Here is a 22,734-nt window from a genome sequence, read left to right on the forward strand (position 1 = left end):
TTTGTCGTCTTTTGCTGATTTTTCTTAGAACCTCAATTTACTGTTTGTTCTTGCGGTTCATCCCAATGCCATACAATATCCATGAGAGAACGAAACAAGATAATCCATACAGAATATCTTTTGTCACGTTCAAGACAGCAAGACTTGAGATGATTGATAATGATAAAAATAGTAATAGTTTCCGATCTTTCATAAGACTTCTCCATTATTTAGTAATTCTGCATACATTCTGATACGTTTAATCATTGAATCCTTTTTTATGCAAGTGAGGGGATTGAATGGAAACTAATGTTCCTAATCTGTCCCATTCGTTAGTGACTCATTGCATGATTGTTTGTAAAGGGTTGTTATTGATCCTAATCATAATACTATTTATTTAGCCATGGATGAAAAAGCTATTTGTTAACGATTGGAGTCTATTAGTAAATTAATAATTTTTATAAGAAATGATAGTTCATCAATTTATTCTTGAAATGTCAGTTAGCACAGCTGTTTCAAAAAATTCTTTCTTATTGTCATCGGAGCTACCCGATGTTTTCACAACCTCTGATTCACGGCGTTCAAGAAGCAACTCCTCAGCAATAAGCGATGATTTTCTAAAATATGAGAAGCTATTTTAAAAAATCCTCTCTTATTCGCTCGGAGCTGAACGCTTCTTTCACGACCTTATCCACGGCGTTCAAAGAGCTGCCCTTCGGTATTAAGTCAAAAAATCTCAAAACATGAAAAGCTGTTTCGAGATTTTCATCCTTAATACTCAGGGCAAACCGCTCTTTTCACGACCTCTTTCTCTAAACGGTGTTCAAACATCAGCTCCTTGAAATAAGCCTGAATTTTTCAAAATATGAGAAGCTATTTTAAAAAATTCTTTCTTATTGTCATCGGAGCTACCCGATGTTTTCACGACCTCTGATTCACGGCGTTCAAAAAGCAACTCCTCAGCAATAAGCGATGATTTTCTAAAATATGAGAAGCTATTTTAAAAAATCCTCTCTTATTCGCTCGGAGCTGAACGCTTCTTTCACGACCTTACCCACGGCGTTCAAAGAGCTGCCCTTCGGTATTAAGTCAAAAAATCTCAAAACATGAAAAGCTGTTTCGAGATTTTCATCCTTAATACTCAGGGCAGACCGCTCTTTTCACGACCTTAAGCATAAACTTTTCTTTTTCTTTCTAGTACTGCTAAAATAGGCAGAAAAGGGAGGGATAGCGATGATTATCAGTGAGTTTGATCGTGAGAATATTGTCTTGCGAGATCAGCTTGCAGATCTTTTAAGATTGACTTGGCCTGATGAGTATGGAACAGAGCCGATGAAAGAAGTCGAACAGTTGATGGCTCCAGAACGGATTGCTGTATCGGCGATTGAAGGGGAGGAATTGGTTGGTTTTGTTGAAGCGATCCCTCAATATGGCAAAACAGGGTGGGAGTTACATCCTTTGGTAGTAGCAAGCACACATCGCAAACAACAAATCGGGACACGATTGGTTTCCTACCTGGAAAAAGAAGTCGCTTCATATGGTGGCCTGGTCATCTATCTAGGGACAGATGATGTTGAAGGACAAACAAATTTAGTTGAAACGGATTTATTTGAAGATACCTTTGCAAAGTTACAAGAAATCAAAAATATCAATCATCATCCCTATACATTTTATGAGAAACTTGGCTATCAGATCATCGGTGTGATCCCAGATGCGAATGGGTGGAACCAGCCTGATATTTGGTTAGCAAAACGAGTGGCCAAACGAGAGCCAACGGAATAAATTAAGACACTAATATTAGAGAAATGAACGATCCATTTTGTTCTCTAGTATTAGTGTTTTTTTGTTAGAATAAAAAATTATAATCTTTTTATGAGCTAAATCCGAACATTATAGCTGTTTTTACGATTTATTTTTTTTGATGAAAATTATTTTATTTTTTTATCAAGTAGAAATAAAACCTTATAAAATAAGTGTATTTTCAGAAAAGAACAATAAATATTTCACTATAATGACATTATTTTAAAAAAAACCGAGAAAAAAGTATTGCTTTTTTAATAATTATTCATTAAACTCTTAAACAACTCAGAAAAAACTAATTATTCTGAAAATTTCGACAAAAGGGGTACGGGAAATGAAAAAGAAATGGGCATTTAGTGTTGTAGCCTTGAGTGGGCTGGTACTTGCAGGCTGTTATGGCGGAAGTGCAAATACAAAAAGTAGTAATTCAGCGAGTGGCAACTCTACAGATGGAGGCGGAGTATTCAATTTAGTCGTACCTCAAGAAATGCCAACAGCAGATTTATCGTTAGCAACGGATACAATTAGTTTCACTGCACTAAATAATGTGTATGAGGGAATCTATCGTTTAGATAAGGATAGTAAACCACAACCAGCTGGAGCGAGTGAACTGGCAGAAGTCAGTGAAGATGGGTTGACTTACAAGATCAAATTGCGTGAAGACGCTAAATGGTCCAATGGTGATCCAGTAGTTGCGGCTGATTATGTCTATGGTTGGCAACGTACAGTGGATGCTGCCACAGCTTCTGAATATGCGTATCTTTTTGCTCCAGTAGCGAATGCAGAAGAAATCACAGCAGGCAAAAAAGATAAATCAGAATTAGGAATCAAAGCAGTAGGCGATCATGAATTAGAAATCACATTAACGAAACAAACGCCATACTTCCAATATTTACTTGCTTTCCCATCATTCTTCCCGCAAAAACAATCAGTGGTGGAAGAAAACGGTGATGCTTACGCTTCAGCAAGCGATAAAGCAGTATACAATGGACCGTTTACCTTAACAGATTTTGACGGACCAGGGACAGATACTGAATGGTCATACAAGAAAAATGATAATTATTGGGATAAAGATGCAGTGAAGTTATCTGAAATCAAAGTTAGCGTGGTCAAAGAATCTTCTACAGCGTTGAATCTCTTTAAAGACGGACAAGCAGATGACGTCATCCTTTCAGGGGAACTCGCTCAACAAAATGCGAATGATCCAGCTTATACGTCAGTCAAAGAAGCACGTACGAGCTATATTGAGTTGAACCAACGTGAAGCTGATTCACCATTTAAAAATGTCAACTTAAGAAAAGCTATTTCATACTCAATCAATCGTGATGCGTTAGTGAAACAAGTTCTAGGAGATGGCTCGGTTGTGTCAACTGGCTTGATCCCAGCGGACATGTCTAAAAATCCAGAAACAAATGAAGATTTTGCGAAAGAAGCAGGCAAACTTGTTTCTTACGATAAAGACAAAGCAAAAGAATATTGGGAAAAAGCGAAAAAAGAACTTGGCATTGATTCCCTTGAATTCAATTTGATGGCTTCAGATGATGATGCATCGAAAAAAGTGATCGAGTATATCCAAAACTCAATCCAAGAAAATTTAGATGGCGTAAAAGTTAAACCAACACCAGTCCCATTCTCCGTTCGTTTAGACCGTTCGTCTTCAGGTGATTTTGATACTGTATTAGGCGGTTGGGCAGCGGACTATGCTGATCCAAGCAGCTTTACGGACCTATTTGTTGCAGGTAACTCTTATAACCGTGGGCAATGGAGTAATGCGGACTACGACAAAGTAGTAGATGACTCAGGGAATAAAGATGCGGGCGATGAGCAAGCACGTTGGGCGGATCTACAAGAAGCAACTAAAATCATGGCAGATGATATGGGTGTGATCCCAGTTTATCAAAAAGCTGAAGGACACTTAGTCAATGAAAAAATCAAAGGAATTGTCCATCACGCTGCAGGAGCTTCATGGGATTACAAATGGACTTATGTAGAAGAATAGGCAAACATTAAGACAAAAAAAGCGGACTAGAGATTAAGGCAGTTGTCTTAATCTCTCTCCACTTTTTAAAGGTTACGTATCATAGAAACGAAAAATCACCAGCACGATAGAAAGAGCAAGCAAGATTCCGGCAATGATCAGCCAAAAGGTATACATACCATAGCTGGCAGACGAGAGTGAAGAAAATTCTGGTTTTTTCTTGCGGTTTCTTGTTCGGGCTAAATAGATCGATCGTTGAAAATGATCAAAGAAACCCGAGGAAAAAACCCATAAAAATCCGCCGATAATCAAAAACGGCATCGCACATAAAAATAAATCATTTGATAATTGAGTGAGTGTTAGTTGATGATTCAAACTATTTTTTACAATAATCAGGAGAATCAAGACACCAGCAATCAGGTAGGGAAGAGACTTCTTTTTCATCAGTTTGCTCCTTTATCTTTGGTTCATTCATTAATAATGTAGCGAAACATTTGTCAGAAGTCAAAAGCTAGGGGGAAACATTAGTGAATAGTTATCTAAAATATGTATTGAAACGTGTCTTCTTTATGGCCATTACGCTTTGGTTGATTGCCACAATCACGTTCTTCTTAATGCAATTATTACCAGGAACACCTTATACCAACCAAGAGCGCTTGAGTCCTGAAACGATCGCTATGTTGAATCAACAAGTTGGACTGGATAAACCTGTGATCGTCCAATATGGTATTTACTTGTCAAATTTACTTCAAGGAGATTTCGGTATCTCTTTCCAATTTAAAAATCAGCCTGTTGCTCATTTATTAGCTGGTAGAGTAGGTCCTTCATTACAACTAGGACTACAAGCGATTATTTTTGGAACAGTGATCGGTACGATCTTAGGAACGATTTCAGCAATGAAGCAAAACACTTGGGCAGACACTTCTTCCACGTTGGTTGCTATTTTGGGTCGCTCGATCCCTAACTTTGTTTTTGCAGTCTTATTACAATATATTTTTGCGATCCGTTTGCATGTACTGCCGATTGCTAAATGGGACGGCTTCATTTATACGATCCTTCCAACCATTGCATTGGCTATGTCACCTTTAGCCGATTCAGCTCGTTTTATCCGAACAGAAATGGTCGAAGTATTACACAGCGATTATGTGGAATTAGCGAGAGCCAAAGGATTAAGCCGTTGGGAGATCGCCTTTAAACATGGTCTTCGTAATAGTTTGATCCCGTTAATGACATTGTTAGGACCGTTAGCAGTTGCTTTGATGACTGGTTCGTTAGTAGTCGAAAACATTTTTGCCATCCCCGGTATTGGTGAGCAATTCGTTAAATCGATCACGACGAATGATTATCCAACGATCATGGCAGTAACGATCCTTTACTCATTTATGTTGATCTTTGTGATTTTAGTCGTTGACCTGCTGTATGGTTTAGTTGATCCAAGAATCCGTGTTTCAGAAGGGAGTCGAAGCTAGATGGAACTGATACCAAAACGTTATGAAACAATAGCAGATATTCCTGCAGATAAATTTCTTCCGCTACAAAAAAACACTGAAGAAGAACGAGAACAAATTGCAGCTCCATCGCTAAATTTCATTCAAGATTCTTGGCGACGTTTAAAGAAAAACAAAGCTGCAGTCGTTTCGATGATTTTACTATCAGTGATCATTTTGATCTCGATCGTTACGATCTTTGTTTCGCCACACAACCCAACAGCACAAAATATTGATTACATCAATCTACCCCCACGTATTCCAGGGTTAAATATCGATGGATTGAATGGAAAAGCGATGGTTGGTGGTGAGTTAGTCGATAAATATGCCCAAGCAAATGTTCCAGCAAATGTGAATTTCTTTTTAGGAACGGATGGTCTAGGACGTGATGTATTAAGTCGTCTATTCATGGGAACACGAATTTCCTTACTGATCGCTTTTATTGCTGCATTATTAGATGTGACGATCGGTGTTGCTTATGGGCTGATTTCTGGTCTGCTAGGCGGACGAATCGACAACGGGATGCAACGTTTCTTAGAGATCTTATCTGGGATTCCTAATCTGGTAGTCATGATTTTAATGTTGGTTGTTTTTGAACCAGGTATTTTTTCCATCGTGGCAGCAATGGCGATCACGAACTGGATTCCGATGGCTCGTATCGTTCGAGCGCAAACCCTGAAACTGAAAGATCAAGAATATGTGTTAGCTGGTATGACATTAGGTGAATCGAAATTGAAAATTGCCTTCAAACACATTTTACCGAACATTTCCAGTGTAATCATTATTCAAATGATGTTTAGTATTCCATCGGCAATTTTCTTTGAAGCCTTTTTAAGTTTCATTGGTTTGGGGCTAACGCCACCATCTGCTTCATTGGGAACAATGCTGAGTGATGGCTATAAAACTTTCTTGTACCTGCCATATCTATTATGGATCCCTGCGGCAACGTTGTCTGTTATCATGATCGGCTTCAATTTACTAGCGGACGGATTACGTGATGCCTTTGACCCTAAAATGAAAGAGTGAGGAATATGACAAAAGTTCTTGAAGTTAAAAATTTGCAAATCTCATTTGATACGTACGCTGGGAAAGTCCGAGCGATCCGCGGTGTCAATTTTCATTTAAACAAAGGCGAGACTCTAGCAATTGTTGGAGAATCTGGTAGTGGGAAATCAGTCACTACCAGAAGTATCATGAGATTGTTATCAAGTAATGCTACGATCGATTCGGGCGAGATTTTATTCAAAGGAAAAAATATTGTCGATCAATCAGAAAAAGCCATGCAAAAAATTCGTGGGAAAGAAATCGCAATGATTTTCCAAGATCCAATGACTTCTCTCGATCCTACGATGACGATTGGGAAACAAGTGGCGGAATCCTTGCGAAAACACAATAAAGTTTCGAAAAAAGAAGGACAAAAAGCAGCATTGGAATTACTAAACTTAGTCGGGATTCCTGAGGCTGAAAAACGGATCAACAGTTATCCTCACCAATTTTCAGGAGGACAACGGCAACGGATCGTCATTGCGATTGCGTTGATCTGTTACCCGGAGATCTTGATCGCTGATGAACCAACAACTGCATTAGATGTTACGATTCAAGCCCAGATTTTAGAACTGCTAAAAGAAATCCAAACGAAAATCGATACCTCGATTATCTTCATCACACATGACTTAGGTGTAGTAGCAAATGTAGCGGATCGGGTAGCGGTGATGTATGGCGGAAAGATCGTTGAAGTGGGTACCTCGGAAGAAATTTTTTATCATCCGCAACATCCTTACACTTGGGGCTTGTTAGGTTCGATGCCAACCTTAGATAGTGCGAATGAACGACTTTATGCGATCCCAGGTTCACCACCTGATTTATTGAATCCACCTAAAGGCGATGCCTTTTATCCACGGAATGAATATGCCTTGCAGATTGATGCAGAAGAAGAACCACCATTTTTTGAATTATCAAAAACACATCAAGCAGCAACTTGGCTTTTAGCACCTCAAGCACCAAAAGTAGAGCCACCTGAAGAAATCAAACGTCGTTGGGCGATTTTTGAAGAAAAGCAAAAAGCGAATGGAGGGATGACGAATGCCAAAAAAACTGCTAGAGGTTAATGGTCTAAAACAATATTTCAATATTGGAAAGAAAAATGAAGTTCATGCAGTCAATGATATTAGCTTTCATATTTATGAAGGAGAAACCTTTGGCTTAGTTGGTGAATCAGGTAGTGGTAAATCAACCACTGGGCGGACAGTCATTCGCTTAAATGAACCGACCGATGGCGAGATTTTCTTTGATGGAAAAGATGTCACCAAGCTAAAAGGAAAACAAGAAATGGCTAAGTTTCGCCGTGAGGTTCAGATGATCTTCCAAGACCCTTATGCATCATTGAATCCCCGAATGAAAGTTCGTGACATCATTGCAGAAGGGATCGATGTCAATGGATTGGTCAAGTCTCCTGAAGAACGTTCAGAAAAAGTAGATGAGCTTCTTCGAACGGTAGGATTGAATCCGAGCCATGGTACACGTTACCCTCATGAATTTTCAGGAGGACAACGACAACGGATCGGTATTGCACGTGCCTTAGCAGTTAATCCTCGTTTTATTATTTGTGATGAGCCGATTTCGGCTTTAGACGTATCGATTCAAGCGCAAGTGGTCAATTTATTACAGGATCTGCAAAAACAACAACAACTAACGTACTTATTCATTGCTCATGATTTATCCATGGTCAAACATATCAGTGATCGGATCGGTGTCATGCACAACGGTCGTTTATTGGAAATGGGAACAAGTGATGAGATTTACCATCATGGCGTTCATCCTTATACGGAAAGTTTATTATCTGCAATTCCACTACCAGATCCCGATCATGAAAGACAGCGGAAAAGAATCAAGTATCAACCAGAACCAGAAGATGGGCAAAAACGGACATTAAGAGAAATTGCCCCAGAGCATTTTGTCTATGCGACAGAGCAAGAAGTGGCTTATTACGCAAAAAAATTGAAACGGCAAAAAGAAGCGAGCTTACTTGTGACGTCTTAGGAGGTAAGTGCTGATGCTAAAAGCCTTTAAATTCCGAATTTATCCCACGGCTTCACAAAAGCAATGGTTTGTTCAAAATTTTGGCTGTGTTCGTTTTACGTATAACCACTTACTAAAAGCCCGTCAGGAAAGCTATGCTAAAACAGGTGTCATCGATTATACACTGACTCCTGCTTCTTTAAAAAAGCAATATGATTTTTTTAAAAAAGCAGACAGCTTAGCGCTTGCGAATGCACAACTAAATCTAGATCGTGCGTTTCGTAATTATTTTAAAAAACGTGCCAGTTTTCCAAAATTGAAAAATAAAAAAAGTATGTGGCAGTCTTATACAACAAATAATCAAAAAGGCACAATTTATTTGAAAGATAAGTATCTAAAACTGCCAAAACAGAAAGAACTCATTCAGGTAAACCTCCATCGACCAATCGAAGGAGAGATTCGTTCAGCGACGATCTCCTCACGTTATAATGAAGCTTTTTATGTTTCTTTACTCTGTGAGGTTTCAGCGAAAGAAATAACAGAGTCTCGTCGTTGGATCGGTGTGGCTTATGATCCGCAAAAACTAATCGAGACATCCTCTCCAGTTGATGTACCATTACCATTGTTGAAAAAAACTGAAAAAGAAATGCAGCTGGCTAAGAGAAAATTAGGGATTAAGGGACGGGCAGCTCAGAAACGAAAAGCTCGTTTGGAACGATCGAAGAACTATCAAAAACAAAAGCGTAAAGTAATGGATCTTTATTTAAAACAAAAATTTCAAAAAGAAAATTATTTGGAACAGTTATCTGGCAAATTGATTCGTTATTATGATTATTTGTTTGTAGAAGCTGTCCCTAATGAAACTTTCTTGTCAGACTTCTCACTTCAAGATTGGTATAAATTAGTGACTAAGCTGAGGTATAAAGCAAACTGGTATAATAAAACGTTGATTTTGATCAATATGAATGAACAAACCGATCCTTTAGTGATTAAAAAAAGTCTAGAACTAGAAAAAATCGGGAAACAAGTGGTTTTTGAATAAATGAACTGGTAGGAGCGCTAGGGATCGCCTTGTTGATAAAAAACACTTGCTGTTTTTGTTTCTAGGAATTTTCTTCTCAAGAAAAGCTCACTAATTATGATAAACCAAACAAGGAGGTAATGACCTTTCTGGCTAACCTCTAAAATAAGCCGAAGAATACCAAAAGCATTGCTTTTGTGTAATTCTTCGGCTTATTTATGAGAAGTATTTATCCATCAGATGGTCATTAATGGGTGATTGCTCAGGTATTAATGATTGCAGAAAAATCCAATAAAAATCTTTGGTATTTCAGGTTTCTGAAATCTTCACCTTATTCATAGTTTCCAGGTTTCAACTGATAAATCTTGGATGGACGCCCGATTCCTACTGGTCGTTCACCAATTTCATCAAAGTATTGCAGCATCGCTTTTTTGAAATTTGAATGATCAATCATTTTAAAATCGATCCCTAAAAATTTGGCAAATACTTTTCGGGCTTCTGTGATCGTAAAATCTTTACCTAATACTTGTAAGACTTGTGGTTCATGTTCCATTTTATTTGTCACTCGATTAAATGCTTTCGTAATGATCTCACTATGGTCAAATGCTAAAGTATCTTTGCCAGAAGATTCACTTGTCAGTAAATCTAAAGAAATAGCAACTTCATCACTCGTTAGATGGATTTTGTTTCCTTGGCGTGTCAAGGTAAACCATCGGACTTCTTCTGCATCGTCACCAGCAATCAACGGTTCTTCACCAATAAAAGCCAAGTAACTGACAGTTACGACCCAGCCTCGAGGGTCTCGGTTCGGTGTGCTGAAGGTGTGTAGCTGCTCAATATTTTCCTGAGAAATCACGACACCCGTTTCCTCTTTGGTTTCACGTAAGACACTTTCACCAGTGGATTCATTCTTTTGGACAAAACCACCTGGTAAAGCCCATGAATTTCGGTAGGGATGCCCTTTTCTTTGGATCAGTAAAATTTTTAACTGGTCTTCTTCCTTGTTGTAACACATCAACACGATATCAACAGTCAAAGAAGGTTTGTCATATTCTGGGCGTTCTTGCTTTTGATACCAGTCAAGAAAATCAGCTTCACTTGCTTCATGTTCATAATATAACTTTTCCTCTTCTTTAGAAGCAAATTGTTTCATCTTTTAACCTCCTGATGACGTTCTTGTTTAAATATACTTTTATCTTATTTTAGCAGACTCCAAAAAAAACCAAAGTTTTCCTTGGAGAAAGACTTCTATACTTAGATAGGGAATAAAAACGGTAGGAGTAAATTGAACAAGAAGAAAAGTAAATAGATCAGTAACAGTTTTCTATTTTCTTCACGAAGCGTTACATATCCACAAAAAATGATATAAAAATTGAGAACAAAACGAAAAACTTGGGTAAATAAAAGAAACTGATTCAAGCTTCCTTGGAGGTTAAAATAACCATATAATCGTATATAAAAATAGCTGAACAGCCAGTGTAACACTGAAAGCAGTGCGATACTGATTGTAAAATAAAGATGTTTTTTTTGCATAAAATTTCAGCCTTTCTTGGACAATGAACTGTCTATTAGTCGTAAACATAAACAACCTATTTCAGATCCACTTGCTTTTGGGTTGTTATAAAAAGGTTTATTTAGAAGGGAGAACGATGTATTCTTCCTATAAGCAGCTATTAAGTCGAAGCTATGTTTCGTCAAAATAAAACAACGGAACTGCTACAAGATTCCGTGACATTGTGAGAGATAACCTACATGTAAACATGCTGCTTACTAAAAACGAAACTTACTGATTCCTAGGTTTCTTTTCACACACTATTAATTATTATAGCATGTTTTACTAGGAAAATAATAAAGAGGAAAGGCATTTGTTAGAGGGTAGCGAAAAAATCGTCGCAGTCTTTTTGATTTATGGTATACTAGCAAGGAAATGAATTCGCATCATGCGATAAAGGAGGAAGAGCCCCATGGCAGAAAAGGAAACTTTTTATATTACGACGCCAATCTATTATCCAAGTGGCAAACTGCATATTGGTAATTCGTATACAACGATTGCCTGTGATGCAGTTGCACGTTATAAGCGATTGATGGGCTTTGATGTGTTTTATCTAACTGGGGTGGATGAACACGGTCAAAAAATAGAAAAAAAAGCAGCAGAATTAGGTGTTGAACCACAAGCCTATGTCGATAAGATGGCTGCGGATGTGAAAAAACTTTGGAAAACGCTGGATATCAGTTATGACAAATTCATTCGAACAACGGATGATTATCATAAAGCGGCTGTTCAAAAAATCTTTGATCGTCTAGTTGAACAAGGCGATATTTATCTTGGCGAATATGAAGGCTGGTATTCTGTTTCGGATGAAGAATTTTTCACTGAAACACAATTAGCAGAAGTTTATAAAGACGAAGAAGGAAATGTAATCGGTGGGAAAGCTCCAAGTGGGCATGAAGTCGAATTAGTCAAAGAAGAATCTTATTTCTTCCGTATGAGCAAATATGCCGATCGTCTTTTAGAATATTACCAAGAACATCCTGAATTTATCCAACCAGAATCTCGTAAGAAAGAAATGATCAATAACTTTATCAAACCAGGGTTAGAAGATCTTGCTGTTTCCAGAACGACATTTAGTTGGGGAATCCCTGTGAAAGACGACCCTAAACATGTCGTTTATGTTTGGATCGATGCGTTATCCAACTATATTACTGCATTAGGTTACGGCTCTGATGATGATAGCTTATTCCAAAAATATTGGCCGGCAGATGTCCATATGGTTGGAAAAGAAATTGTCCGTTTCCATACGATCTATTGGCCAATCATGTTGATGGCATTAGATTTACCGTTACCGAAAAAAGTCTTTGGTCACGGTTGGTTGTTGATGAAAGACGGAAAAATGTCTAAGTCAAAAGGAAACGTGGTTTATCCAGAGATGCTAGTTGAACGTTATGGTCTCGATGCGCTGCGTTACTATTTACTTCGTGCTGTTCCATTTGGTTCAGATGGCGTATTTACACCAGAAGATTTTGTTTCTCGGGTCAACTATGACTTGGCGAACGATCTTGGAAACCTATTGAATCGTACCGTTGCAATGATCAATAAATATTGTGATGGAATCGTTCCTGACTATGCTTCTTTAGTGACGCCTTTTGATAGTGAATTATCAACAACAGCTGCAAATGTCGTCGGACGATATCATGATGCGATGGAAAAAATGGAGTTCAATACGGCATTAGCTGAAATTTGGGTCTTGATTTCTCGTGCAAATAAATATATCGATGAAACAGAGCCATGGGTTTTAGTCAAAGACGAGGACAAGAAAAAAGAATTAGCGAGTGTAATGATCCATCTAGCAGAATCATTACGGATCACTGCGATCTTATTGCAACCGATCATGACAGAAACGCCAATTAAAATCTTTAATCAATTAGGACTAGACCCAGAAACGATGAATCTTCAAGGCTTGCACTTTGGCGAATTTCCTTCTGGAACAAAAGTAGTTGCTAAAGGTACGCCAATTTTCCCACGGTTGGACATGGAAGAAGAAATCAGCTATATCCAAGCGAAAATGTCTGAAGGAACCCAAACGAATGAAGAATCAGTGAAATGGGACCCAGAAGAAACTGAGCTTGTTTCAACTAAAGACAAACAAATCAAATTTGATGTATTTGAAAAAGTGGAATTAAAAGTAGCTGAAGTCATCAACTGTCAAAAAGTTGAAGGAGCAGATAAGCTATTGCAATTCCGTTTAGATGCGGGAGATAACCAAGACCGCCAAATTTTATCAGGTATCGCTGAATTTTATCCTGATCCAAGTGAATTGATCGGCAAAAAACTAGTGATCGTAGCGAATTTGAAACCACGTAAGATGCGTGGACAAATCAGTCAAGGGATGATTCTTTCTGCAGAAGCACCAGATGGCACGTTACAAGTAGTCGAAGCGCCAAAATCAATGCCAAATGGTTCAGAAATTGGGTAAGATGAACATCCATATGATTTAGGTCAATAATCAGTAAGCGTGAATGGTGAGCCAATCATCATAAAAAGTAGTGTAGTCAAATGATGTTGGTAAAGAATAATCTTAGAATAATTTGGACAGAAAGAAGAAATACTTCTTTCTGTCTTTTTTATTTGGTTGGTTTTAATAGGACGAATCATAAATCGTCGCAATAATTGTCCTTCTAACAAATGATCCTAGAGGAGACGACAAATGACAATGTGGATATTCTTCGGGCGTGTATTGAAGAGTATCTTTGCCAATCAATTAAATTTGCCATTATATTTTTTTGGTTAAATCATTTTCCTCGGAATAGATAGTTAGGTTTAGAATATTTAAAGTCCTTCGATAAGCTGAGTATAAGCCATTTTGAGTCCTCCTATGAATTGATTCGTCAAATTAATTCTAAAGGATTCCAGGTGTCTTTTTTCCCCTTTTACATCATAAAAAAGATGTTGGCGAATTTCATCGACATCAAAGTTCATCTTGTTACAATTAAACTACCATGATATAATTTAAGTAGTGTATTTGTAACGAAAGAAGAGGTAAGTAAATGCAAGATAAATTGAAAGAATTGTTGGCTATTCGCGATGGAAATTTATCTATGAAGGAAGCCAGAAAATTTGGAATCGCAGCAACTACTGTACAAAGATTGGTGAATAAAGGAAAATTGATCAAAGTTGATCGTGGTTATTATGTAGAGGATGGTCATGGAATAGATGATTTATTTTGGCTTCAGCAACGATTTTCCAGGGGAATCTTTTCTCATGAAACGACTTTAGATATTTACCAGCTTTCTACGAATATGCCGAAATTCATTCATTTAACTTTTCCCCATGGATACAATGTTGATCGTTCAATTACAAAAGAGCAGCAGTTACAATTTCATTTCGTGAAGAAAGAAGTTTATGAGCTAGGAAAAGTAGAGGGAACTTCCTTCCAAGGGAATCCTATTACTATGTATGATAAAGAGCGTACACTTTGTGATATTTGGAATCCGAGATATGAAATTGAATACGAAATGAAATTAGCAGCATTAAAAGAGTACATGGAAGATCCATTGAGAGATCCGAGCAAATTAAGAGATTATATGACAAAACTACATGTAGAAAAAGAAATGAAATACCACATGCAAAGCTTATATTAATGGAGGGAAAAGATGACACCGACACAATTTGCATCAAAAACCAGAAATTTAGCAAAGAGTACAGGGCTAAATGCACAGTTAGTACAACGGCATTTTATGATGGATCGTTTAATTGAACAAATTTCTGAATCAAAGTACAAAAATGACTTCATTTTGAAAGGTGGCTTTTTATTAGGATCAAAATATAGAATCGATAGAAGGACAACAATTGATATCGACACGACATTTAGAAATAGCAAATTAACTGAAGAAAAATTGAAGAATATTTTTAATGATTTGATTAGGAAGCCCACGAAAGAAGGTATTGTTTTCTCTATTCAAGGAATGAAGGAAACAAGAGAAGCCGATTTTTATCCTGGATTTCAAATTAAATTGGTGGCTAATTTAGAGAAAGTGCGTGTGCCGTTTAAAATGGACGTGACAACAGGAGATTCTATTTATCCTGAAGTAGATACACACTATCACCAATTAATGTTTGAAGATAAAAAAGTGGAGATTCCAGCTTATCCAACAGAACAAATTATTGAAGAAAAGCTAAGTGCTACGTTCAGCTTTGGTACAGATAATTCGAGAGTAAAAGATTACTATGACTTATTTACCATACCAAAATTAGAAAATATTGATACGAAAGAGTTATATAAAAGTGTTCGAAATACATTCACAAAACGTGGAGATACCGAATCTTTGTCTTTTTATTATGAAAGAGAAATGGAAAAGATCAGAGGAAACGACTACTTGGAAGAACAGTGGGAAAAATATCGTTCAGTTAACACGTTTGCGAAATCCATTTCATTTACAGATACAGTCAACGAAATTGAGCACCTAATGAAAAGCATGATTAAAATTGAAAATTGAGAAACGAAGAGATTAAGCTGATAAATAATGTAACTTTAGAACGTATAGTACCATAACTAAGTTGAGCAATAGGAAATAAATCGCTAGTTAGTATTAGTACCAAATTGTGCTAAATTCTTATTTGGCAGCTATGTGAATCGCAAACTATTTTTACTATATATAATTCTAATGAACTGAAATATATTAAAAAAGATACACTTGGGAAATTTATTTCTTAGGAGGGGATTGTCATAAAGCAAATAGAGTTAGAAAGAATTGATACTACAGAAGCAGTAAAAATGTTTTCAAAATTAATTAAAGCAAAAAAGACATTTTTTTTAAATGGAACTTGGGGATCTGGAAAAACTGAATGTTTAAATATGGTAAGCAATCAAGCAGAAGAAAAAAATTTTATATTTTTAAAATTGTGGGAGTTGAAAGATGAGATTGTCGATAGTCATTATCAAAATTAGGACTTATTAACTTGATTTTAAACTGACGAAATTAATAATAAATTAATTAGGAGAATAAGCGATATAAATATTTTTTAAGCGAGGGTATTCGATTAAATCGATAGTAAACACTCCATCGTATGGGATAAGTTTATTTGATTTCAAAGATTTATTTTTTGTTTTATAGAGGCTAACTGTCATTTCGTCAGCACCACTTTCTACATAATACCCAGCTTCATTTCCTGTGATATGTAAAATAATTTTTAATTGATGGTCTTCAAGAAAAACTTCCTTTATTTCATGTTTCTTTAAGGTGGAAATTTCAGAATTTTTTGGAAGAACATCCTTAACAAAAATTATCGTAGGTTTTTTTGGATATAAAAGAAAAATGATAGTCCCAATAGCCACTAATAGTAATCCAGCCAAAATAACAGAGATCTTTTTTATCTTTTTTTCTTTGTTAAATCATTATCCACGGCTTCCATTATTTTTTGATCTTCATTCAAAAGATAATCAAGAGATACACCTAAAACATTAGATATATCAATAATTGTTTGAATATCGGGATAATTTCTACCAATTTCCCAATTTGAAATCGCTGAACGACTTACATTTAACTGTTCAGCCAAATCCGCTTGGGTCAAATTCATTTTCTTCCTTTCTTGTTTTAACAGTTTTCCAAATTCCATAAAAACCTCCTATATTTCTTTTTCCTTTTTAATTATATTTAAACATAAAAAGAGGTACAATTAGTCAGAAATTGTGGAATATGACTATTATCATGATGTCACAGATTGTGACTTCATACAATCGAGATAACTAAGTTTTTGTAAACGATTTCAAAAGACGAAAAATAACAAAGCTGATATTTAGGTAAAATGAATCAATTTTTAGGAGACTATTTTATAAATATGTAATACTTGTTCTAATCATATGATTAGCATTAAATAAACGAGGACGTCCATACGCCATTTTCTCTCTATTTTTTAGGTTGACACAATTAAGTTTTAAGAATATACTCTAAACGAATTGAATATTTCTTCGGGGCAGGGTGTAATTCCCGACCGACGGTGACGAGTTTACTCGAAGTCCGTGACCCACATTTTTGTGGTTGAGCCAGTGAGAATCTGGCACCGACAGTTAAAGTCTGGATGGGAGAAGAAAAATCGACTGAAGATCGGTTTTATTTGTATTAAAATCGATTATCTTTAGGTTTATTTAGTTATGCCCTGTGATTAATTTCGCAGGGCTTTTTTTGTTGAAAGGGGGAATTGATATGCACCAGTCTTTCATGATGGCTGCGATTGAAGAGGCAAAAAAAGGAAAGGGAAATACCTTTACCAATCCATTAGTTGGAGCAGCGATTGTAAAAGAAGGAAAGCTACTCTCACTAGGTGCCCATTTACAATATGGCGAGTCCCACGCTGAAGTAAATGCTATTCAAAATTGTGATTCCCCCGAAGAACTGTTTAATTCAACTCTATATGTTACCTTAGAACCTTGTAACCACCAAGGGAAACAGCCGCCTTGTACGCAAGCTATTATTCAGTCTGGTATCTCAACGGTAGTCATAGGTCAACTTGACCCAAATCCTTTAGTAGCAGGAAAAGGGAAAGAATTTTTACAAAATCATGGGATCAAAGTAATTGTAGGTGTGGAAGAAGAGAAATGTAGAGCACTGAACCCTTTTTATAACCATTTTTTTGAAAGGGATCGTCCCTATATCACATTAAAACAAGCTATTACACTAGATGGAAAGATTTCTTTAAAGGAAGGTTCGCGGTACTCAATAACAGGTACAGAGGCAATCTCAAGAGTACGGAAAGAACGAGGAGAACATCAAGGAATTGTAGTGGGAAGCGAAACCGTTCTAGTTGATAACCCTATTTTGTTGCCTGATATCGTAACTAACTTTCCACCAGTGCGCATTGTTTTGGATCGTAGAGGGCGGATTCTTAAAAATCCTAAACTCAATCTTTTTCAAACGACAACAAATCCAGTCTGGATATTTACGGAAAACCCTAAGCTAAAGGAGCTGTTTCCCCATGTAACTATTTTTTATACGCCTAAGTTTTCTTTTACCTTCTTTATTGAGACCATGAGAAAAAGAGGTGTTCAGTCGCTGTATATAGAAGGTGGAGCGAAAATTCATGATGCTTTTTTAGCAGAAAATCTCTGGGATGAAGTCATCAGTTATATTGCGCCCAAACTTTTTGGTGGAAACAGTCCGATGTCCTTTCATAGTGAACGTTTAGTTTCTAAAGAACAACAATTAGTATTTTTGGAAGTTGAACAGCTTGGAAAAGACATTCGAGTTAGGGGGAAACGAAAGCAATGTTCACAGGATTAATCGCCGAGCAAGGAAAAGTCAAAGAAATTAGACGAAACCAACAAATGATCCAACTCACTTTCCAAGCTTCAAACAGTATACTAAGTGATTACAAAATTGGAGATAGCATGGCAGTCAATGGCGTGTGTTTAACTGCTATTGAGGTTTCAAGCACATTTTTTAAAGCTGAAATAATGCCTGAAACTTTTAAACGGACTACTTTCTCCACCGTAAAAGTTGGAGAGAGGGTAAATCTAGAACGAGCAGTTTTGATGACACAACGCTTTGAAGGACATTTTATTTCGGGACATATTGATACTATTACAAGATTGATCAAGAAAATAGAGAATCAAAACGCATTAATTTTGACGTTTGCTTATCCAACCAAATATGCAGGTGAAATCATTCCGCAAGGATCAATTGCAATTAATGGAGTAAGTTTAACGGTTACGGAAACAACAACAGCAAGCTTTTCTGTTAGCCTGATTCCACATTCTAAATCCTTAACAAATCTGGGGAATTTAGGTGTAGGACATCTTGTGAATATAGAAACGGATATCGTTGGGAAATATGTAAAGGCACAGAGAAATAAATTTGAGATGTACAAGGAGAAGGTCTTATTATGAGGAATATTACTGAAGCAATAAAGACCTTGAAAAAGGGCGGATTAATCATTGTAGCTGATGATGAAGATAGAGAATCAGAAGGAGATTTGGTTGGTTTAGCCGAATATGTGACACCTGAGGCAGTAAATTTCATGACCAAATTTGGTCGAGGATTAATCTGTGTGCCGATTTCTAATGACATTGCGCAACGCTTATCTTTAGGAGAAATGACAACTCATAATACTGATGCGTTTGGTACAGCTTTTACGATTAGTGTGGATCATAAACATACGAAGACTGGTATTTCAGTATTTGATCGAGCTACTTCCATTAAAGCATTGGCTGATCCTCATTCGAAAACAAGTGATTTTCTTAGACCAGGACATATTTTTCCTTTGATTAGTGTAGATGGCGGAACGCTTATACGTCGAGGACACACCGAAGCTGCAATTGATTTAGCCAAATTAGCTAATAGTGTAGAGGCTGCTTATATTTGTGAGATTCTGAAAGAAGATGGAACGATGGCAAGAATGAAAGATCTGACCCGTTTATCTGAAGAATGGCAATTACCCTTAATTACGATTGATGAGTTGGTAAATTATTTAGAAGAAAATAGTCATATAACCGTAAATTTACCAACAGATTATGGTGATTTCAAATTGACTATTTATGAAGACGGAGAAAAACGGGAGCATCTATTGTTAACAAAGGGAGATATTCAAAATAGTCAGTTTCCTACATTAGTCCGAGTTCATTCGGAATGTCTAACTGGTGATGTCTTCGGGTCTCAGCGTTGCGATTGTGGGGAACAGTTACATGAAGCGATGAGAATGATCGAGGAAGAGGGGACTGGAGCTATTCTTTATCTTCGTCAAGAAGGTCGCGGAATCGGATTGAGGAATAAGTTAAAAGCGTATCAATTGCAGGAAAAAGGATTGGATACTTATGAAGCAAATACTGAATTGGGCTTTGCTCCGGATGAACGGGATTATCACTTTGCAGCAGAAATTTTAAAATCAATTGGTGTAACGTCCATTCGTTTACTTACAAACAATCCCGATAAAGTAATAGAGTTACAACAAGATGGAATTACGATTGTCGATAGGGTACCAATTGAAACTGTTCCGAAAAAGGAAAACCAAGCCTATTTAAAAACAAAAAAGATAAGTTTCACCATTACTTATCAGTATAAAAATAAAGGAGCAAGAAAATGACAATTTTTGAAGGAAATTATTCTCCAAAGGATCTTCGAATCGGAATTGTAGTCGCGCGTTTTAATGAATTTATCAATCAAAAATTATTACAAGGAGCATTGGATAATTTAAAAAGGCACGGCGTGAAAGAAGAACAAATTGATATTTATTGGGTACCAGGAGCTTTTGAAATTCCTTTTATTACCAAAAAGCTCAGCAAAAAGGACAGTTACGATGGGTTGATTACGTTGGGGACAGTTATCAGAGGTGCAACTACTCATTATGAATTGGTTTCCAATGAGGTAGCCAAAGGAGTCGCACATATTAACCTGGAGTCCAATATTCCAGTGATGTTCGGGGTATTAACCACGGAATCCATTGAACAAGCAATTGAACGAGCAGGGACGAAAGCAGGGAATAAAGGCAGTGAAGCTGCGCAAGGGTTAATTGAGATGATTTCTCTTTCACAACAAATTTAAGAATTCCTATTTTTTAGAGTATGATGAGTTTACTGTGTAAATAGCATCCTTCAGATTACTAAATGTAACAAACGTAAATATTAATCTTAGTATGTTTTGCCTGGAATAGATACATTAAAGCGACCACCTAAAGTTAGAGCAAAAAATCTAACTTTAGGTGGTCGCTATACAAATTGACACTATTTTTTTGAGGGTATTTTTTTGAATCGCTCTTTTAAACGAGTTGGTAACAAGAAACTTAAAAGAGTAAAAGGTATCGATACAATGTACCAAAAAATCGTTCGGCCAATCCCATAGCGTTGGTAAAGTTTTTTCAACATCAAATGGAGTAGCACTAACCCAGCGAATAAACTGCTATAAAGGAACCAAGGATTATCGAGATGTGAGAGCGTTCTTAACGACATGATCGTTGCAGGGTAAAAATAAAAGAAACCAGCAACTAAAGTGACTCGCCAATTTTTGGTGAAAGTACTGAGATTCAATAGAAAGAAAAGCGCAGATAAAATGATACCTAGAGGAGGAAAAAGGCTGATTAAAAAAGCATAAATGGCTCCCCATAGAATCATTCCGGGACCTTTGATCAGTGCAACTAGCAGAATCAAGCTAAACAACAAAAGCAACTGTTGAGTGAAAGTAGCAAGAATAAATGTCCCGAACAAAATCAGCGTGAACCAATGCCAAAGTGATTGTTGTTGTGATTTTCTGGAAATGGCAAAATGATCCTTTAGGAAAGATGCCAGTTTTGGGTAAGAACGATTAAATTCCATAATTGGTCCTCCTTTATCTAACCTACATTAATTATAATTGAGGTGAATGGAGGATTCATAGGTCTAAGGTGGTATCTTTCAATAAATTTACTGAAAAAAATGATGGTAAAACAAAATATTCTCCGTTATACTGAAAATTATATTAAAAACTGCGGGGAAAAGGGGAATGTGAATGAAAGGCAAGTTAAAACGAGAGATCAACTTATTTGGCGCATTAGCAACTGTTATGGGAACTGTAATTGGGGCAGGAGTTTTCTTTAAAACAGCGGCTGTTACGGCAAGTACACAATCGACTAGTTTGACCTTATTGGCATGGCTATTAGGAGGATTTTTAACGATCTGTGCTGGTCTAACGGTAGCTGAGTTGGCAACTGCGATCCCAGAAACGGGTGGTGCAGTCAAATATATTGAAGCCGCTTATGGAAAATTACCGAGCTTTTTACTGGGTTGGTCCCAAAGCTTGATTTATTTTCCAGCGAATATTGCGGCGCTTTCGATTATTTTTGCGACACAAATGACGAACTTATTACAAATATCTACGGATTATCTTCTATTAATTGCGATTATTACTGCTATTTCTGTTACTGGTTTGAATTTACTAGGAACAAAAGTGGGTACGACTGTCCAGTCTGCGACACTGATTATCAAATTGATTCCATTAGCTGTCATCGTTATTTGGGGACTGTTGACACCAGGTAGTGGAACGATCCAACTATTCCCATTCGAAGCAGGGAAAGATGTCTCTTTTGCAGAAGGCTTGAGTAGTGCTTTGTTAGCGACTTTATTCGCTTATGATGGCTGGCTTGGTGTCGGTGCAATGGCGGGGGAAATGAAACGTCCCGAAAAAGATTTACCTAAAGCAATTATTTTAGGGTTAAGTTTTGTAACAGTGGTTTACTTATTGATCAACTTTGTTTTCTTAAAAACTCTGCCAATTGATCAGATTGCAGGTAACCTTAATGCAGCATCTGATGCATCAGCGGTTATTTTTGGAAATATCGGTGGAAAGATCGTGACGATCGGTATCTTGATTTCTGTTTATGGGGCACTGAATGGGTACACGTTGACCGGAATCCGTATTCCTTATGCGATGGCTTTGGAAGGTGAGTTACCTTTTAGTAAACAGTTAACGAAATTATCAAAAAAATTCACAGTGCCATATGTTCCAGCACTTTTTCAATTAGTGATTGCGTGCATTATGATGAGTTTAGGTTCATTCGACTTTTTAACTGATATGCTAATTTTTGTTATGTGGCTGTTTAGCTTATTGATATTTATCGGTGTATTTGTTTTAAGAAAAAAACAACCAGACTTACCAAGACCATACAAAGTACCTTTGTATCCCGTGATTCCATTGATTGCAATCTTTGGCGCTGTCTTTATTTTAGGGATGACTTTATTTACTCAAACAGCTTTGGCAATGATCGGGATCGTTGTCACATTACTAGGTATCCCAGTGTATTATTACAAGAAAAAACAAGACGAGCGTTAATTTAATAGTCATGTAAAAGGACTTAAGAGAGGAAACTTGCTTAAGTCCTTTTATTTACAACTAGAAATTTGCATTTCAATAAATTTGACCTGATTTTCGTCTTTCCTACTTCTGCCATAGCCACTTATATGCTAAAGTAATGAAGAAAAGGAGCGATAAAA

General features: G+C 36.8%; 22 protein-coding genes, 1 pseudogene and 1 riboswitch. Of the genes and pseudogenes, 16 read left to right on the forward strand and 7 right to left on the reverse strand.

Translation table 11 applies throughout. The annotated features are described in order from the left end of the window. Window positions 1-37: 37 nt before the first annotated feature. Complete coding sequence (locus tag EHR_RS14235; protein WP_010737152.1) at window positions 38-193, reverse strand: hypothetical protein; 156 nt, start codon at window positions 191-193, stop codon at window positions 38-40. A 1,019-nt stretch (window positions 194-1,212) separates the two neighbouring features. Between EHR_RS14235 and EHR_RS06820 the strand changes: the two genes are divergently transcribed. Together EHR_RS06820 and EHR_RS06825 are read left to right on the forward strand one after the other, a co-directional pair. Continuing rightward, entirely contained in the window at window positions 1,213-1,761 is a 549-nt protein-coding gene (locus tag EHR_RS06820; protein WP_010737153.1) for an aminoglycoside 6'-N-acetyltransferase, read from the forward strand. Between the two features lie 352 nt (window positions 1,762-2,113). After that, complete coding sequence (locus EHR_RS06825; RefSeq protein WP_010737154.1) at window positions 2,114-3,778, forward strand: peptide ABC transporter substrate-binding protein; 1,665 nt, start codon at window positions 2,114-2,116, stop codon at window positions 3,776-3,778. 72 nt (window positions 3,779-3,850) lie between these two features. Here EHR_RS06825 and EHR_RS06830 read toward each other — a convergent pair whose 3' ends face one another. Beyond that, a complete protein-coding gene (locus EHR_RS06830) occupies window positions 3,851-4,201 on the reverse strand; it encodes a DUF3899 domain-containing protein (protein ID WP_014834463.1) in 351 nt (116 codons plus the stop codon). Window positions 4,202-4,284: 83 nt separating this feature from the next. Here EHR_RS06830 and opp3b point away from each other — a divergent pair, with 83 nt between their 5' ends. Genes opp3b through EHR_RS06855 form a run of 5 tightly spaced genes read left to right on the forward strand, consistent with a single transcriptional unit; the run spans window position 4,285 to window position 9,304 of the window. After that, window positions 4,285-5,226: an oligopeptide ABC transporter permease gene (opp3b, locus tag EHR_RS06835; protein WP_010720787.1), complete on the forward strand. Its 942-nt coding sequence runs from the start codon at window positions 4,285-4,287 to the stop codon at window positions 5,224-5,226. Continuing rightward, window positions 5,227-6,270, forward strand: a complete 1,044-nt coding sequence (locus EHR_RS06840; protein ID WP_010737155.1) for an ABC transporter permease — start codon at window positions 5,227-5,229, stop codon at window positions 6,268-6,270. Window positions 6,271-6,275: 5 nt separating this feature from the next. Beyond that, a complete protein-coding gene (locus tag EHR_RS06845) occupies window positions 6,276-7,352 on the forward strand; it encodes an ABC transporter ATP-binding protein (protein WP_010737156.1) in 1,077 nt (358 codons plus the stop codon). Beyond that, entirely contained in the window at window positions 7,327-8,283 is a 957-nt protein-coding gene (locus EHR_RS06850; protein ID WP_010720784.1) for an ABC transporter ATP-binding protein, read from the forward strand. Before EHR_RS06845 ends, EHR_RS06850 begins: the two co-directional genes overlap by 26 nt. A 13-nt stretch (window positions 8,284-8,296) precedes the next feature. Further along, window positions 8,297-9,304: an RNA-guided endonuclease TnpB family protein gene (locus EHR_RS06855; RefSeq protein ID WP_010737157.1), complete on the forward strand. Its 1,008-nt coding sequence runs from the start codon at window positions 8,297-8,299 to the stop codon at window positions 9,302-9,304. Between the two features lie 310 nt (window positions 9,305-9,614). On the opposite strand, the gene EHR_RS06860 is transcribed toward EHR_RS06855, so the two are convergent. Both EHR_RS06860 and EHR_RS14690 read right to left on the reverse strand, forming a co-directional pair. Next, window positions 9,615-10,436: an NUDIX domain-containing protein gene (locus tag EHR_RS06860; RefSeq protein WP_010737158.1), complete on the reverse strand. Its 822-nt coding sequence runs from the start codon at window positions 10,434-10,436 to the stop codon at window positions 9,615-9,617. Between the two features lie 101 nt (window positions 10,437-10,537). Next, window positions 10,538-10,816 carry a hypothetical protein gene (locus tag EHR_RS14690; protein ID WP_010720781.1) on the reverse strand — a complete coding sequence of 93 codons (279 nt, stop codon included), beginning with the start codon at window positions 10,814-10,816 and terminating at the stop codon, window positions 10,538-10,540. 431 nt (window positions 10,817-11,247) lie between these two features. Here EHR_RS14690 and metG point away from each other — a divergent pair, with 431 nt between their 5' ends. The 4 genes from metG (at window position 11,248) to EHR_RS14100 (ending at window position 15,729) form a co-directional block, all read left to right on the forward strand. Then, window positions 11,248-13,257 carry a methionine--tRNA ligase gene (gene metG, locus EHR_RS06865; protein ID WP_010720780.1) on the forward strand — a complete coding sequence of 670 codons (2,010 nt, stop codon included), beginning with the start codon at window positions 11,248-11,250 and terminating at the stop codon, window positions 13,255-13,257. Between the two features lie 571 nt (window positions 13,258-13,828). Next, window positions 13,829-14,422: a type IV toxin-antitoxin system AbiEi family antitoxin domain-containing protein gene (locus tag EHR_RS06870; protein WP_010737159.1), complete on the forward strand. Its 594-nt coding sequence runs from the start codon at window positions 13,829-13,831 to the stop codon at window positions 14,420-14,422. A 12-nt stretch (window positions 14,423-14,434) separates the two neighbouring features. Then, window positions 14,435-15,277, forward strand: a complete 843-nt coding sequence (locus EHR_RS06875; protein ID WP_010737160.1) for a nucleotidyl transferase AbiEii/AbiGii toxin family protein — start codon at window positions 14,435-14,437, stop codon at window positions 15,275-15,277. A gap of 278 nt (window positions 15,278-15,555) precedes the next feature. After that, window positions 15,556-15,729 carry a P-loop NTPase fold protein gene (locus EHR_RS14100; protein WP_010737161.1) on the forward strand — a complete coding sequence of 58 codons (174 nt, stop codon included), beginning with the start codon at window positions 15,556-15,558 and terminating at the stop codon, window positions 15,727-15,729. Window positions 15,730-15,771: 42 nt separating this feature from the next. On the opposite strand, the gene EHR_RS06880 is transcribed toward EHR_RS14100, so the two are convergent. Further along, the gene (locus EHR_RS06880) at window positions 15,772-16,116 is read right to left on the reverse strand and encodes a hypothetical protein (protein ID WP_014834464.1); all 345 of its coding nucleotides are present in this window, start codon (window positions 16,114-16,116) and stop codon (window positions 15,772-15,774) included. A 35-nt stretch (window positions 16,117-16,151) separates the two neighbouring features. Beyond that, entirely contained in the window at window positions 16,152-16,397 is a 246-nt protein-coding gene (locus EHR_RS06885) for a helix-turn-helix domain-containing protein (protein WP_014834465.1), read from the reverse strand. A 344-nt stretch (window positions 16,398-16,741) separates the two neighbouring features. Then, window positions 16,742-16,875: riboswitch (FMN riboswitch) on the forward strand. Between the two features lie 109 nt (window positions 16,876-16,984). Here EHR_RS06885 and ribD point away from each other — a divergent pair. From ribD to ribH, 4 genes and pseudogenes are all read left to right on the forward strand, one after another. Continuing rightward, window positions 16,985-18,058 carry a bifunctional diaminohydroxyphosphoribosylaminopyrimidine deaminase/5-amino-6-(5-phosphoribosylamino)uracil reductase RibD gene (ribD, locus tag EHR_RS06890; RefSeq protein WP_010737162.1) on the forward strand — a complete coding sequence of 358 codons (1,074 nt, stop codon included), beginning with the start codon at window positions 16,985-16,987 and terminating at the stop codon, window positions 18,056-18,058. Continuing rightward, complete coding sequence (gene ribE, locus EHR_RS06895) at window positions 18,043-18,663, forward strand: riboflavin synthase (protein ID WP_010737163.1); 621 nt, start codon at window positions 18,043-18,045, stop codon at window positions 18,661-18,663. The genes ribD and ribE overlap by 16 nt, the downstream gene beginning before the upstream one ends. Next, window positions 18,660-19,834: pseudogene (gene ribA / locus EHR_RS06900) on the forward strand (GTP cyclohydrolase II). Before ribE ends, ribA begins: the two are co-directional and overlap by 4 nt. An 18-nt stretch (window positions 19,835-19,852) precedes the next feature. Beyond that, window positions 19,853-20,314, forward strand: coding sequence for a 6,7-dimethyl-8-ribityllumazine synthase (ribH, locus tag EHR_RS06905; RefSeq protein ID WP_010720773.1), 462 nt, complete (start codon window positions 19,853-19,855; stop codon window positions 20,312-20,314). Between the two features lie 179 nt (window positions 20,315-20,493). On the opposite strand, the gene EHR_RS06910 is transcribed toward ribH, so the two are convergent. Next, window positions 20,494-21,081, reverse strand: a complete 588-nt coding sequence (locus EHR_RS06910) for a hypothetical protein (RefSeq protein ID WP_010737165.1) — start codon at window positions 21,079-21,081, stop codon at window positions 20,494-20,496. 172 nt (window positions 21,082-21,253) lie between these two features. Between EHR_RS06910 and EHR_RS06915 the strand changes: the two genes are divergently transcribed. Beyond that, window positions 21,254-22,573, forward strand: a complete 1,320-nt coding sequence (locus tag EHR_RS06915; RefSeq protein WP_010720771.1) for an APC family permease — start codon at window positions 21,254-21,256, stop codon at window positions 22,571-22,573. Window positions 22,574-22,734: the final 161 nt, after the last annotated feature.

This window comes from Enterococcus hirae ATCC 9790 (genome assembly GCF_000271405.2).
Taxonomy (GTDB): domain Bacteria; phylum Bacillota; class Bacilli; order Lactobacillales; family Enterococcaceae; genus Enterococcus_B; species Enterococcus_B hirae.

Coding starts and splice junctions, on each gene's coding strand:
- EHR_RS14235 (WP_010737152.1), bottom strand. CDS start 193: ATGAAAGATCGGAAACTATTACTATTTTTATCATTATCAATCATCTCA.
- EHR_RS06820 (WP_010737153.1), top strand. CDS start 1,213: ATGATTATCAGTGAGTTTGATCGTGAGAATATTGTCTTGCGAGATCAG.
- EHR_RS06825 (WP_010737154.1), top strand. CDS start 2,114: ATGAAAAAGAAATGGGCATTTAGTGTTGTAGCCTTGAGTGGGCTGGTA.
- EHR_RS06830 (WP_014834463.1), bottom strand. CDS start 4,201: ATGAAAAAGAAGTCTCTTCCCTACCTGATTGCTGGTGTCTTGATTCTC.
- EHR_RS06840 (WP_010737155.1), top strand. CDS start 5,227: ATGGAACTGATACCAAAACGTTATGAAACAATAGCAGATATTCCTGCA.
- EHR_RS06845 (WP_010737156.1), top strand. CDS start 6,276: ATGACAAAAGTTCTTGAAGTTAAAAATTTGCAAATCTCATTTGATACG.
- EHR_RS06850 (WP_010720784.1), top strand. CDS start 7,327: ATGCCAAAAAAACTGCTAGAGGTTAATGGTCTAAAACAATATTTCAAT.
- EHR_RS06855 (WP_010737157.1), top strand. CDS start 8,297: ATGCTAAAAGCCTTTAAATTCCGAATTTATCCCACGGCTTCACAAAAG.
- EHR_RS06860 (WP_010737158.1), bottom strand. CDS start 10,436: ATGAAACAATTTGCTTCTAAAGAAGAGGAAAAGTTATATTATGAACAT.
- EHR_RS14690 (WP_010720781.1), bottom strand. CDS start 10,816: ATGCAAAAAAAACATCTTTATTTTACAATCAGTATCGCACTGCTTTCA.
- metG (WP_010720780.1), top strand. CDS start 11,248: ATGGCAGAAAAGGAAACTTTTTATATTACGACGCCAATCTATTATCCA.
- EHR_RS06870 (WP_010737159.1), top strand. CDS start 13,829: ATGCAAGATAAATTGAAAGAATTGTTGGCTATTCGCGATGGAAATTTA.
- EHR_RS06875 (WP_010737160.1), top strand. CDS start 14,435: ATGACACCGACACAATTTGCATCAAAAACCAGAAATTTAGCAAAGAGT.
- EHR_RS14100 (WP_010737161.1), top strand. CDS start 15,556: ATGTTTTCAAAATTAATTAAAGCAAAAAAGACATTTTTTTTAAATGGA.
- EHR_RS06885 (WP_014834465.1), bottom strand. CDS start 16,397: ATGGAATTTGGAAAACTGTTAAAACAAGAAAGGAAGAAAATGAATTTG.
- ribD (WP_010737162.1), top strand. CDS start 16,985: ATGCACCAGTCTTTCATGATGGCTGCGATTGAAGAGGCAAAAAAAGGA.
- ribE (WP_010737163.1), top strand. CDS start 18,043: ATGTTCACAGGATTAATCGCCGAGCAAGGAAAAGTCAAAGAAATTAGA.
- ribH (WP_010720773.1), top strand. CDS start 19,853: ATGACAATTTTTGAAGGAAATTATTCTCCAAAGGATCTTCGAATCGGA.
- EHR_RS06910 (WP_010737165.1), bottom strand. CDS start 21,081: ATGGAATTTAATCGTTCTTACCCAAAACTGGCATCTTTCCTAAAGGAT.
- EHR_RS06915 (WP_010720771.1), top strand. CDS start 21,254: ATGAAAGGCAAGTTAAAACGAGAGATCAACTTATTTGGCGCATTAGCA.